At 70.6% G+C, this 12,771-nt stretch carries 11 protein-coding genes and 1 tRNA gene; 5 read left to right on the top strand and 7 right to left on the bottom strand.

What is annotated here, in order from left to right:
* Positions 1-37: 37 nt before the first annotated feature.
* Positions 38-2,584, bottom strand: coding sequence for an ABC transporter permease (locus tag O3W51_RS05695; RefSeq protein WP_138356102.1), 2,547 nt, complete (start codon positions 2,582-2,584; stop codon positions 38-40).
* A 196-nt stretch (positions 2,585-2,780) separates the two neighbouring features.
* Entirely contained in the window at positions 2,781-3,518 is a 738-nt protein-coding gene (locus tag O3W51_RS05700; protein WP_138356138.1) for an ABC transporter ATP-binding protein, read from the bottom strand.
* A gap of 457 nt (positions 3,519-3,975) precedes the next feature.
* Here O3W51_RS05700 and O3W51_RS05705 point away from each other — a divergent pair.
* Both O3W51_RS05705 and O3W51_RS05710 read left to right on the top strand, forming a co-directional pair.
* Positions 3,976-4,057, top strand: a tRNA-Leu gene (locus O3W51_RS05705).
* Between the two features lie 117 nt (positions 4,058-4,174).
* The gene (locus tag O3W51_RS05710) at positions 4,175-5,101 is read left to right on the top strand and encodes a Bax inhibitor-1/YccA family protein (protein ID WP_138356103.1); all 927 of its coding nucleotides are present in this window, start codon (positions 4,175-4,177) and stop codon (positions 5,099-5,101) included.
* Between the two features lie 90 nt (positions 5,102-5,191).
* On the opposite strand, the gene O3W51_RS05715 is transcribed toward O3W51_RS05710, so the two are convergent.
* Positions 5,192-5,422 (bottom strand): DUF4287 domain-containing protein, encoded by a 231-nt coding sequence (locus O3W51_RS05715; RefSeq protein ID WP_138356104.1) that lies wholly within the window; start codon positions 5,420-5,422, stop codon positions 5,192-5,194.
* A gap of 89 nt (positions 5,423-5,511) precedes the next feature.
* Here O3W51_RS05715 and O3W51_RS05720 point away from each other — a divergent pair, with 89 nt between their 5' ends.
* The gene (locus tag O3W51_RS05720; RefSeq protein WP_381584789.1) at positions 5,512-5,871 is read left to right on the top strand and encodes a hypothetical protein; all 360 of its coding nucleotides are present in this window, start codon (positions 5,512-5,514) and stop codon (positions 5,869-5,871) included.
* A gap of 50 nt (positions 5,872-5,921) precedes the next feature.
* Here the strand turns inward: O3W51_RS05720 and O3W51_RS05725 are convergent, their stop codons facing one another.
* From O3W51_RS05725 to O3W51_RS05735, 3 genes are all read right to left on the bottom strand, one after another.
* Positions 5,922-6,722: a hypothetical protein gene (locus O3W51_RS05725; protein WP_138356105.1), complete on the bottom strand. Its 801-nt coding sequence runs from the start codon at positions 6,720-6,722 to the stop codon at positions 5,922-5,924.
* A gap of 263 nt (positions 6,723-6,985) precedes the next feature.
* Positions 6,986-8,206, bottom strand: coding sequence for an acetyl-CoA C-acetyltransferase (locus O3W51_RS05730; protein WP_138356106.1), 1,221 nt, complete (start codon positions 8,204-8,206; stop codon positions 6,986-6,988).
* A gap of 183 nt (positions 8,207-8,389) precedes the next feature.
* Positions 8,390-9,418, bottom strand: coding sequence for an SGNH/GDSL hydrolase family protein (locus O3W51_RS05735; protein WP_269284247.1), 1,029 nt, complete (start codon positions 9,416-9,418; stop codon positions 8,390-8,392).
* A 197-nt stretch (positions 9,419-9,615) separates the two neighbouring features.
* On the opposite strand from O3W51_RS05735, the gene O3W51_RS05740 reads away from it, so the two are divergent.
* Positions 9,616-10,995, top strand: coding sequence for a cystathionine beta-synthase (locus tag O3W51_RS05740; protein WP_138356140.1), 1,380 nt, complete (start codon positions 9,616-9,618; stop codon positions 10,993-10,995).
* Positions 10,996-11,433: 438 nt separating this feature from the next.
* Here O3W51_RS05740 and O3W51_RS05745 read toward each other — a convergent pair whose 3' ends face one another.
* A complete protein-coding gene (locus O3W51_RS05745; RefSeq protein WP_138356108.1) occupies positions 11,434-11,862 on the bottom strand; it encodes a hypothetical protein in 429 nt (142 codons plus the stop codon).
* 210 nt (positions 11,863-12,072) lie between these two features.
* On the opposite strand from O3W51_RS05745, the gene O3W51_RS05750 reads away from it, so the two are divergent.
* The coding region (locus O3W51_RS05750) for an AMP-binding protein (protein WP_443048242.1) at positions 12,073-12,771 on the top strand (699 nt) is incomplete at its 3' end.

The raw sequence follows: 12,771 nt of genomic DNA on the forward strand, positions 1-12,771 counted from the left end.
ACCCGGTACCCCCCACGGCGGCGATGCACGGAGCCCGCTACTCCGCCTTGATGGCGCTGAGCATGTTGAGCCGGGCCGCGCGCCGGGCCGGCCACAGCGCGGCCAGCACCCCGACCACGGCGGCGCCGCCGAGGAAGATCGCGATCCGGTCCCACGGCAGGACCATCGTGTAGGTGTCCATGCCGCCGGCGATCAGCCGGCCCGCGGCCCAGCCGAGGAAGACCCCGAGCCCGATCCCGAGCACCGCGCCGAACAGCGAGATCAGCAGCGACTCGAACCGGACCATCCGCTTGACGTCCCGGCGGTCGAGGCCGATCGCCCGCAGCATGCCGATCTCGTGGGAGCGTTCGAAGACCGACATGGCCAGGGTGTTGATGACACCGAGGACCGCGACGATCACGGCCATCGCGAGCAGCCCGTAGAGCATGTTCAGCATCATGCTGATCATGCCGCCGGCCTCGTTGGAGATATCGGCCTTGTCCTGCACCTTGATCGCCGGGTTGTCGCCCAGCGCCTTCTCGATGGCGTCCTTGGTGGCGGCGCTCGCGCCGTCGGCGGTCTTCACCATGACCTGCGTGTCGGAGATCTTCGACAGGTGCGGGTCGAGGGTCGCGGTGTCGACGAGGACGCCGTTGAGGATGTTGTTGCCCTGGTAGATGCCGCCGACCGTCAGCGTGCCCCTGGCCTTGTCGTCATAGACGGTCGGCAGGGCGTCGCCGACCTTCCAGCCGCCGTCCTTCGCGGTCTTGTCGTCCACGACGACGGTCGTGCCGCCGAGCCCGCCGATCGAGCCGCTGGTGAAGTCGAGGTTGACGAGCTGTGCGATGGAGCGGGTGTTGACGCCGGTCACCGGGTGGTCGCCGCCGCCGAGCTCGATCCAGGCCTCCCGCATCGGGCTGGACGCGGTCACGTCGCCGAGCCCGCTCAGCGTCTTCGCCACCTCGGGGGAGAGGCCGTTGACGCGGTTGACCATGCTGATCGTGTAGTCGGCCTTGATGGAGTCCGCGGCGATCCTGTCGATGCCCTTCTGGACCGAGGTCGCGATCACCGTGAGACCGGTGATCAGCGTCAGGCCGATCATCAGCGCCGACGCGGTGGCGGCGGTACGCCGCGGGTTGCGCACCGAGTTCTGCCGGGCGAGCTTGCCGGTGACGCCGAACGGGCGCAGCAGCGGTCCCGCCGCGGCGATGACCGGACGCGACAGCAGCGGCGTCAGCACGAACACCCCGATCAGCAGCAGCCCGCCGCCGGCGCCCAGCGGCAGCTTGCCGCTGTCCATGCCCATGCCCACGCCGGCCAGCACCAGGGCGATGCCCGCACCGGTCAGCAGTGCGCCGAGGGTGTTGCGCAGCACCAGGCTCCTGGTGGTGGCCGGGGCGTGCACGCTGCTCATCGCGGCGACCGGCGCGATCCTGGACGCCCGGCGGGCGGGCAGCCAGGCGGCGAGCATGGTGACGGCGACACCGACGACCAGCGACGCCATGATCGTGCCGGGAGCGACGACCAGCGGTCCGTCCGGCATCGTCGCGCCGGTCGTGCCGAGCAGTGACCGCATGCCGACCGCGATCCCTATGCCCGTCACGAGGCCGACGACGGCGGCGGTCAGGCCGACCACGAACGCCTCGATCAGCACCGAGCGCGTCACCTGGCGGCGGCTCGCGCCGACCGCCCGCATCAGCGCCAGCTCCTTGGTGCGCTGGGCGACCAGCATGGTGAAGGTGTTGGCGATGATGAAGATGCCGACGAACAGCGCGATACCGGCGAAGACCAGCAGCCCGGTGTTCAGACCGCTCATCGCCTGGGAGATCTGCGCGGCCTCCTCGTCCGCCAGCTTCTGTCCGGTGACGATCTCGGTGCCCTCGGGCAGTGCCTTCTCGGCCTCGGCCTTGAGCACGGCCTGGCTGGTGCCGGGCGCCGCCCGGACGTCGATCTCGTCGTACTGGCCGGGCTTGGCGAAGAGCTTCTGCGCGGTGGCGGTGTCGAAGAGGACGAGGCTGCCGCCCGCCGCGACGTTGCCGTCGTCGGTGTCGAAGACGCCGGTGACGGTCTGGTGCATGACCGGCCCGTTGACGGACATCCGTACGGTGTCGCCGACCTGGAGGTCCGCGCGGTCGGCGGTCTTGCTGTCGACCGCGACCTCTTCCGGCTTCTGCGGGGCGCGGCCGTCCGTCAGCGCGTAACGGGAGTCGGTGCCGTCCTTGCCGGCCGAGTAGTTCCCGCCCCGCGTGGACCAGCCGTTGCCGATCAGCTTGCCGTCCTTGTCGGCGACGGCGGTGAACCCGGAGACGCTGCCGGTGGCCGAGGCCGCGCCGGGCAGTGCCCGCACGGTGTCCAGCTGACGCTGGGTCAGCTGCGGCCGCTCGTCCTGGCCGGCCGTGCCCGTGGACCGGGCCGCGAAGCCGGGCTTCACGGCGATGGAGACGTTCTCGTAGCTCTTGGCGGAGCTCTTCTTGAAGGCGTCGCCGATGGTGTCGGTGAAGACCAGGGTGCCGGAGACGAAGGCGACGCCGAGCATGACGGCGAGCACGGTCATCAGCAGCCTGGCCTTGTGCGCGAGGACGTTGCGCAAGGCGGTGCGGAACATGGGGATCAGTCCTGGTTCGTTCGGTCGGGCGGCGGTGCGGCGGGCGTGCGTGAGGGGCACGACGGCAGCGCGGAGGCACGGCGGAGCGGCACCACGGCAGGGCTGCGGCGCGGGCGGCCACTGAGGGGCTGGGGGAACCGGAGGCCGGAGTCGGGGGCGTGTTGGGGTGCGGAGGGGGCGGCGGGGTGCGCCCGGCTCAGCTGGTGCGGCCCTTGGCGTCGAAACGCTTCATGCGCTCCAGGACGCCGTCCGAGGTCGGGTCGTGCAGTTCGTCGACGACGCGGCCGTCGGCGAGGAAGATCACCCGGTCCGCGTAGGACGCGGCGACCGGGTCGTGCGTGACCATCACGATCGTCTGGCCCAGCTCACGCACCGAGTTCCGCAGGAAGCCGAGGATCTCGGCGCCGGAGCGCGAGTCCAGGTTGCCAGTCGGCTCGTCGGCGAAGATGATCTCCGGCTTGCTCGCCAGGGCGCGGGCGACCGCCACGCGCTGCTGCTGGCCGCCGGACAGCTGGTTCGGCCGGTGCGACAGCCGGTCGGCCAGCCCCACCGTAGCGATCACCTGGGCGAGCCACTGCTGGTCGGCCTTGCGACCGGCGATGTCCATCGGAAGGGTGATGTTCTCGGCGGCGGTGAGCGTCGGCAGCAGGTTGAACGCCTGGAAGATGAAGCCGATCTTGTCCCGGCGCAACTGGGTGAGCTGCTTGTCCTTGAGCGACGCCAGTTCCGTCTCACCGATCCGCGCCGACCCGGCGGAGACCGAGTCGAGCCCCGCCATGCAGTGCATCAGCGTGGACTTGCCGGAGCCAGACGGACCCATGATCGCCGTGTACTCCGCGCGCCGGAACTCGACCGAGACACCGTCCAGAGCGACGACCCGGGTCTCTCCCTCGCCGTAGACCTTGCTGAGGTCCGTGGCACGGGCCGCCACCATCGAGGTGCGGGAAGTGGTTCCGGTGGGGGTCACGGGGCGGCTCCTGAAGTGGGGTGAACGACGACTACTCCATCGTGACGGCCGGATCCGCTCCGGGGATCAGCCCAGACTGCTGTTCCGAGGGCAGTCCTGGGAGGGACCCGGGGGGTCCGCTGTACTACTTGCGGATGACACCGGGCCATGAGGCCCGGTGGGCCGTCCGCCGTCAGCGTGGTCCCGGTGACGGCGCGGCGGGACTCCGGGTGGTGTCCGGGAGGCTGTCCGGCGTGATCGATTTCGCGTCATATGCGAATGACGTGTGTGCGCCATGTGAAGGCCCGGGGGCTCGGGATCCACCCCCTCAAGGCCCACTTGAGGCTGCGTCAGGTACCCCTAAAATCAGACAACATGACGCGGATCGTGCCCTGTTCGGCCCAGTAACCCCGATACGCTCGTCCTGCGTCGAGACCCCGCCCCCGCCCGGATGGTGGAACGCAGACACGGCGAGCTTAAACCTCGCTGGCCTCATGGCCGTGCCGGTTCGAGTCCGGCTCCGGGCACCTCAAAAACTCCCGTGGGGCGCCCGTCAGAAGATCCTCCTCCGGCGGTACTCCGTCTCTTTTGCTAACCCATTACTCTTGAGGCAACGCCGTAACGCGCGGCCATGGAGGAGTGAGATGAGGAGCAGCAACCCGGTCTTCTCGCGGCGAGGCTTCAGCCGCGGGGACGGATACGCGGGCTTCGGCACGCAGCAGCAGGGCGCGGCCCCGCAGGGGTCGGGAAATCCGTACGCGCAGCAGGGAAACCCGAACGCGCCGCAGGGTGGTAACCCGTACGCGCAGGGCGGCAATCCTTACGCCACGGCGGACCAGCAGCAACTCACCCCCGAGCAGCTCCAGCAGATGTACCAGGCCCCGCCGGCCGGACCCGCGCAGACCGGGCGCATGACGATGGACGACGTCGTCATGCGCACGGGTATGACGCTGGGCACCGTGATCGTCGGTGCGATCGTCGCCTGGTCCGTGCTGCCGGTGAGTACCACCAGCTACGGCCTGGCGTTCGGCGCGGCGATCGTGGCGTTCGTGCTCGCCATGGTCCAGGCGTTCAAGCGGACGCCGGTCCCCGCGCTGATCATCGGCTACGCGATCTTCGAGGGCGTCTTCCTCGGCGTGATCAGCAAGATGTACAACCAGTACTGGTCCGGGGCTCCGGTCCAGGCGGTGCTGGGCACCATGGCGGTCTTCGTCGGCATGCTCATCGCCTACAAGACCAGGCTGATCCGCGTCACCGCGCGCTACCAGCGCATCGGCATGGCGGTCGCCATCGGCTTCGTGCTGCTGATGCTGGTGAACCTGCTGTTCGTCGCGTTCGGCGCCGCTCCCGAGGGCGGTCTGCGCAGCAGCGGCCCGCTGGGCATCATCGTCGGCATCATCGGCATCGGCCTGGGCGCGTTCTTCCTGTCGCTCGACTTCAAGCAGATCGAGGACGGCGTCCGCTACGGCGCACCGCAGAACGAGTCGTGGCTGGCCGCGTTCGGCCTGACGCTCTCGCTGGTGTGGATCTACCTGGAGATGCTGCGGCTGATCTCGATCCTCAGGGATTGATCCGGCGGTAGGACTCCGTACGAGCACCTCGTACCTGACGGGCCCCCAGGAGGCAGTGCCTCCTGGGGGCCCGTCGTCGTACGCCCGGGGCTACCGGAGATTGCGGGCTGCCCGCCTCAAGTCGTATTCGTGGACGATCGCCTTGGCATGTCCGTAGGACAGGTCGTGTTCGCTGCGGAGCCAGCTGACTTTCTCGTCGAAGCGGAGGAAGGCTGGGCCGTCATCGACTGCGCGGAGCCAGTCGCGTACCTCTCGGCCGGTGCAATGGGGGATGCGGGAGAGCAGGTTCCGGTGGGTTTCCTCGGAGAAGATCTGGGACATCGGCGCCTCCGGTATACGGTGTCCGGTCATCTCACCGTGCCTGACTGTTGGGGCGTTGGCAACCATCCATGGCAGGCGGATGTGAGTGCGTGGCCGGAACACACGCCCCCGGTACGCTCGCCGACATGCTCGACTGCACTCCTTTGCGCTCCGCCGTTGACCGATTGGCGAGCCGATTTCGCGCCCTGCCCCAGAGCCGGCTGCGCGGCGGGGCCGCCGAAACCGGCCTTGAGCTGGCACGATGGCTGGCCGCGGAAGCACAGCGGCTTGAATTCCCCGGCCGGGAACCGGCCTTGATCCCGGACGACGGTGCCTTCACCGTGGGCGACCAGATCGCGGTGGCCGGGAACGACCTGGCACTGGCGCTCGAACAGCGCCCGGAGCGCGGCGAGGTGCTCGAAGCGGCCCTCGTCCGTATCGACGGGGCCGCTCGGCGTTCGGGGGTCTGACGGATCCGACAGGTCTGACGGGTCGGAGGGGTCGGACGGGGCGGGTGCGCTCAGAGGGAGGCGACGACCCGGTCGGCCAGGATGAAGATGCTCTCGTCGCCGTAGGTGAACGTCAGGGCGTACGCGCCGCCCACGGCGGAGCCGCCGAGGAGGACGGGGACCTCACCGCGCTCCAGGGCCTCGGAGAGCTGGAGGGCGGTCTCACGGTGGCCCGGGGTCATGCAGAGCGTGGTGCCGTCCGCGAAGACGTACACGTCCAGCGTGCCGAGCGGGCCCGGGCGGACGTCGGAGAGCGGTATGCGGCCCTCGGCGAGGTCGGTGAGGCGCTCGGCGGTCTGGTCCGGGTTGGCGACGACGGAGGGGCTGGGGGCGCTGTGCAGATCCGGGAAGTCCGGGTAGTCGGCGTGGTCCTGCGCCGCCGAGGGGTGCGGGAAGAAGCCCGGCGCCGGGAGGGCGAGCTCGGACTCCAGCCCGGCCAGATCGGACTGCCGGGGCAGGAACGGCAGCACCGTCGGGATCTCGTACTCGGCGTAGTCGGTGCCCGCGGCGGGCATGCCGCCACGGAAGAACGAGGTGTCCGCGGACTCGCGGGCTTCCTGCTCGGCCCAGAAGGCCCGCGCCTCGGCGAGCTCACGCTCCCGCTCGTCGGCGAGCGCGTCCGCGACGGCGGCGCGTATCTCGTCGGCGGGAACCGGCCGGGCAGCCGGTACGGCGGCGGTGCCGGCGAGCGCGAGATCCCCGCGCAGGGCGGCGAGCTCACGGCGCAGGCCGCGGGCGGACAGCAGGGCGGCGGAACCTAGGGCCACGGCGATGACCGCGACCACCAGCAGGATGGAGAACAGGGCGCTCACAGACGTACTCCCGACTGACGTGATCCCGAGCGATGCCCACTGGAGAGTGGACGAAACATCCCCCACACATCACTGTGCCTGTAAACCTCTCCCCTTCGCAGTGCGGAACGTCACGAAATGGACGGGTCTGAGGTCCTGGGCCATCCGGGTGATGCCGCCCTGACCTGCGAAAACGAGCCGCCCCCGGGCTCGTATAACAACCCGGGGGCGGTTCGATTGCGACTTAGATCACACGCCGTGACGGCGAAAGAGTTACGAGTGGATCAGCTCAGGCGCTCGATGACCATCGCCATGCCCTGGCCGCCGCCGACGCACATCGTCTCCAGGCCGAACTGCTTGTCGTGGAACTGCAGCGAGTTGATCAGCGTGCCGGTGATGCGGGCGCCGGTCATGCCGAACGGGTGGCCCACGGCGATCGCGCCGCCGTTGATGTTCAGCCGGTCAAGGTCCACGCCGAGGTCGCGGTAGGACGGGATGACCTGCGCGGCGAACGCCTCGTTGATCTCGACCAGGTCGATGTCGCCGATGCCCAGGCCGGCCCGCTTGAGCGCCTGCTTCGACGCCTCGACCGGGCCGTAGCCCATGATCTCGGGGGAGAGGCCGGAGACACCGGTGGAGACGACGCGGGCGAGCGGGGTGATGCCCAGCTCGCGGGCTTTCACGTCGGACATGACCACGAGGGCCGCGGCGCCGTCGTTGAGCGGGCAGCAGTTGCCCGCGGTGACCGTGCCGTCGGGGCGGAAGACCGGCTTGAGGCCCTGGACGCCCTCCAGCGTGACGCCCGCGCGCGGGCCGTCGTCCTGGGAGACGACCGTGCCGTCCGGCAGCGTGACCGGGGTGATCTCACGCTCCCAGAAGCCGTTCTTGATGGCGGCCTCGGCGAGGTTCTGGGACCGTACGCCGAACTCGTCCTGGTCGGCGCGGGTGACGCCCTTGATCGCGGCGAGGTTCTCGGCGGTCTGGCCCATCGAGATGTACGCGTCCGGGATCAGCCCGTCCTCGCGCGGGTCGTGCCACTCGCCGCCGCCCTTCTCGGCGCGGCCCAGCGTGCGCAGCTCGGCGTCGGCGAAGAGCGGGTTCTTGGTGTCCGGCAGGCCGTCGGAGCTGCCCTTGATGCTGCGCGAGACCATCTCGACACCCGCCGAGACGAAGATGTCGCCCTCGCCGGCCTTGATGGCGTGCATCGCCATCCGGGTCGTCTGGAGCGACGACGAACAGTAACGGGTGACCGTGCAGCCCGGCAGGTGGTCCATGCCCATCTGCACGGCCACGATGCGGCCGAGGTTGTAGCCCTGCTCGCCGCCGGGCAGACCGCAGCCGAGCATCAGGTCGTCGATCTGCCGCGGGTCCAGCTCCGGGACCTTCGCGAGCGCGGCCTGGATGATCGTGGCGGTCAGGTCGTCCGGGCGCAGATCCTTGAGGGATCCCTTGAAGGCGCGTCCGATGGGGGATCGGGCGGCTGAGACGATCACGGCTTCGGGCATCGCGACACACACTCCTCGTCGAGGCGGCAGGACTCTCTGGGAAGTTACCTGCACGTATCGCGAGGAGTCACGGGCTGTGGGCTGTGACACGGGACTCTTTCTGAGCGCGCGCTTAGCCCAGCCCCCTCCGTACTCGCTCCGGCCGGTGCGTGGGCGCCGGCCGGAGCGGCTCCGTCAGCTCCGTCAGGCCGACGACGGCTGGCTGGCCGCCGGTTCGGCCGTGTGCGGCAGCCGCTGGCGGCGGCGGTGCTTGAGCAGCGCCCAGCGGCCGCGGGGCCCGGCCACGGTGTGCATCGCCGCGACGACCTCGGTGCCGCCCTCGGACGCGGCCTCCACGGCGGCCTGCGCCACCGGCAGGAAGCTCTCGCCGCGCTGCGCGTCCGGATGCTCGTCCGCCTCGGGCCACACGCCCAGGGAGGCACACAGCGTCGGGAGCATCGCCATGGCCGCCGTCGCGTACCCCTCCGCGGAGGGGTGGTAGTTGTCCGGGCCGAACATCTCCCGGGGATGGGCCTCGAACTCCGGTCCGAGCAGATCGCCCAGCGAGACCGAACGGCCGCCGAGCCCGACCACCCCTATGGTCTGCGCGGCGGCCAGCTGGCGGCTCATCCGGCGCGCCAGCCAGCGCAGCGGCTGGTACACCGGCTCCACGGAGCCCAGGTCGGGACAGGTACCGACGATCACCTCGCTGCCCGCCTCGCGCAGCCGGCGGACCGCGTCCGACAGCAGCCGGACGGACTTGGCGGGCGGCATCCGGTGCGTCACGTCGTTCGCGCCGATCATGATCACGCAGACGTCCGGGGGCGGTGCGCCCACGTCGAGCAGTAGCGCGACCTGGCGCGCCAGGTCGCTGGACTGCGCCCCGGGATTCGCCACGTTGACCAGGGTGACGGGCCGCTCCGCGACCGCCGCGAGCCCGGAGGCGAGCAGCGCGCCCGGGGTCTCGCGCGCCCGGTGCACGCCCTGCCCCGCCGCCGTCGAGTCGCCGAGGAAGCCGAGCCGGAGCGGAACTTCACCCGTACGGTGCGAAAAAGCCGACCCGTATCTTCCGTCGGCGCGCGGCGGTACGTCGTCGGAGCCGCCGACCGTCCGTTTGGCCAGGCTCACCTCGGCCAGCAGTACCCCCACGGCCGCCCCGCCGAGCAGACTGATCCCGCCGCCGCCGTATGCGGCCGCGGTCGCGATCCGCCGTGCCACCCTCGCCCTCGACATCGAGCCCGCTCACCTCCCGTGCTTTTGTGCGTACAACACCTTGTTGCCCCGTGACACGCCCACTGCAACGTGCCGTAGTGGTGATCGATCGACATTAGGGGGGAGGAGGGGAGAAGCGATCGAGGCACGGACGAGCTGAGAGTCGGCGCGTTAGGCCATAGGCTTGCCGCACATTCACGGAGAACCCGGAGACAATGGTGCAGTTCCACGACTCGATGATCAGCCTCGTCGGCAACACCCCGCTGGTGCGGCTCAACAACGTGACCGAGGGCATCCAGGCGACCGTCCTGGCCAAGGTCGAGTACTTCAACCCCGGAGGCTCGGTCAAGGACCGCATCGCGGTCCGGATGATCGAGGCCGCGGAGCAGAGCGGTGAGCTGAAGCCCGGCGGCACGATCGTCGAGCCGACCTCCGGCAACACCGGTGTCGGCCTCGCGATCGTCGCCCAGCAGAAGGGCTACCACTGCATCTTCGTCTGCCCGGACAAGGTGTCGCTCGACAAGATCAACGTACTGCGGGCGTACGGCGCGGAGGTCGTGGTCTGTCCGACCGCCGTCGACCCCGACCACCCGGAGTCGTACTACAACGTCTCCGACCGGCTGGTGCGCGAGACCCCCAACGCGTGGAAGCCGGACCAGTACAGCAACCCGAACAACCCGCTGTCGCACTACCACTCCACCGGCCCCGAGCTGTGGGAGCAGACGGAGGGGCGGATCACGCACTTCGTCGCGGGCGTCGGCACCGGCGGCACCATCTCCGGCACCGGCCGCTACCTCAAGGACGCCAGCGAGGGCCGCGTCCAGGTCATCGGCGCCGACCCCGAGGGTTCGGTGTACTCCGGCGGCTCCGGGCGTCCGTACCTGGTCGAGGGCGTCGGTGAGGACTTCTGGCCGACCGCCTACGACCGTGAGGTCGCGGACGGCATCGTCGCCGTGTCCGACAAGGACTCCTTCCAGATGACCCGCCGCCTCGCCAAGGAGGAGGGGCTGCTCGTCGGCGGCTCCTGCGGCATGGCGGTCGTCGCGGCGCTGCGCGTCGCGGAGAAGCTCGGCCCGGACGACGTCGTCGTCGTCCTGCTGCCGGACTCCGGCCGCGGCTACATGTCGAAGATCTTCAGCGACGAGTGGATGGCCTCGCACGGCTTCCTCGACGAGGGCACCGGCCAGGCCAGCGTCGCCGACGTGCTGGAGCACAAGGGCGGCGGCATCCCGCAGCTCCTGCACATGCACCCGGAGGAGACCGTCGGCGAGGCGATCGACGTGCTCCGCGAGTACGGCGTCTCCCAGATGCCGATCGTGAAGCCGGGCGCCGGTCACCCGGACGTGATGGCGGCCGAGGTCATCGGCTCCGTCATGGAACGCGACCTCCTGGACGCGCTGTTCGCCAAGCGCGCCACGCTGGGCGACCCGCTGGAGAAGCACATGAGCGGCCCGCTGCCGCAGGTCGGCTCCGGCGAGCCGGTCTCCGACCTGATGAAGGTCCTGGGCACCAAGTCCGACGCGGCGATCGTCCTCGTCGAGGGTAAGCCGACCGGCGTCGTGAGCCGCCAGGACCTGCTCGCCTTCCTGGCCAAGTAACCGACGGAGCCCCGGCGCCCGTCCGGCCCGGCATGATGCGGCCCCCCTGCCCGGACCGGGCAGGGGGGCCGTTCCGGCTGTTCATCCAGGGATTCGAAAGTGCTACACCGGCGTCACGCGGCCGCAGCACGCGCTTAACACGGGTCGGGCACATTGGTGTTCGCCGGGAAGAGAAGCCCGGCGACACAGGATGTGGCACCCAGGAACTCCGGAGCGGCTCCCGGACCTCTGAGGTGACCCTCCCTGGACGTGATGTCTGGTCCTGACCCGGCCCACGTCCGATGCGGGGACCGCCGTCGTCCCGCCCCCCGGGTGACCGGGGGTGCGGCGGTCCCCGCTCCCATTTCTTCCGCGGGTTCCCGGGTTCCCTGCGCCGTCCGCCCGGCTTCCCGTTTGCGCGTCTGCCCTGCCGCCCGGCTTTCCGGCGCGGGCCGGCGATTACTCCCAGTCGCCGTCGGACTTCCGGCGGCGCTCGCCGCGTTCGCCCGTGAAGATGTGGCCGAGGGACTGGGCGACGTTCACGCCCACGATGCCGGCCCAGGTGATGAACAGTCCGGCGGTCCCCGCGTTGACCACACCGATCGCGGAGAGCGGGATCGCGGCGATCATCGTGAAGCCGGCGAAGCCGTAACGGGCGAAGCGCGCGTTGGGCTCCGGCGTGCCGGGGCTGCGGCCGGCCCGGGCGAAGGAGGTCTGCTGCTCGGCCAGTTGGCGGCGGACCCGCTGCTCGACATGGCTGTCGAGGCGCTGGTCCACTTTCTCCATGAACGAGTCGACCAGTTCCGACTCGTACTCCGCACCGAGGTCCTTGCGGGCCTGAAGGGTGGCGGCGAGTTCTTTTTTGAGTTCCGGGTCGCGGGCGTCCATGACGCCACCGTACGGAGCCCGGCGGCGTCAGGCACTGGGGGAAACCCCCGATTCTTTTCGGGGGTGCCCCCTCCCAGCGGGCGATGCGTAGAGTCGCGGTGCTACTGCGCTGCGAGCGCCGTCGAGCCCGGTCCAGCCCGGACGAGCCCGGTCGAGCCCGCCGGGCTCGGCTCTCGGCTCTCGGATAGAGACATTCAGAGGAGCACACCCGTGCCGCTGTCACCCGTCCCCTCCTTGCTGACGGCCCTCACCGCGTCCGACGGCGCGGACCGGCCCGATGCCGTGACCGTCGCGGGGCGGTCCTGCTCGTACGAGGAGCTGCTCGGCGCGGCGGGCGCGGTCGCGGCGCGGGTGACGGGGGCGCCGGCGTTCGCGGTGCGGGCGACGGCGTCGCTGGAGACGGTGGCCGCCGTGGTGGGCGGGCTGCTGGCCGGAGTGCCCGTGGTCCCGGTGCCGCCGGACTCCGGGCCGTCCGAACAGAACCACATCCTGGGGGATTCGGGCGCGGCGCTGCTCCCCGTCGACTTCGACGAGCGCGCTGGCTGGAGCGGCCCGGAGCCGGGGCCGAAGGAAGCCGCGCTCATCCTCTACACCTCGGGAACGACGGGCTCGCCGAAGGGCGTCGTGGTCTCGCGCGGCGCGATCGCCACCGACCTCGACGCGCTCGCCGGGGCCTGGGAGTGGACCGCCGGGGACACCCTGGTGCACGGCCTGCCGCTGTTCCATGTGCACGGCCTGGTGCTGGGCGTGCTCGGCGCGCTGCGCACCGGCAGCCGGCTGGTGCACACCGGACGGCCGACACCGCAGGCCTACGCGGCGGCCGGCGGCAGCCTCTACTTCGGCGTGCCGACGGTCTGGTCGCGGGTGGTGCGCGACCCCGCCGCCGCGCGGGCGCTGACCGGCGGCCGG

This window comes from Streptomyces sp. H39-C1 (assembly GCF_027158125.1).
GTDB classification, from domain to species: Bacteria; Actinomycetota; Actinomycetes; order Streptomycetales; family Streptomycetaceae; genus Actinacidiphila; species Actinacidiphila fildesensis.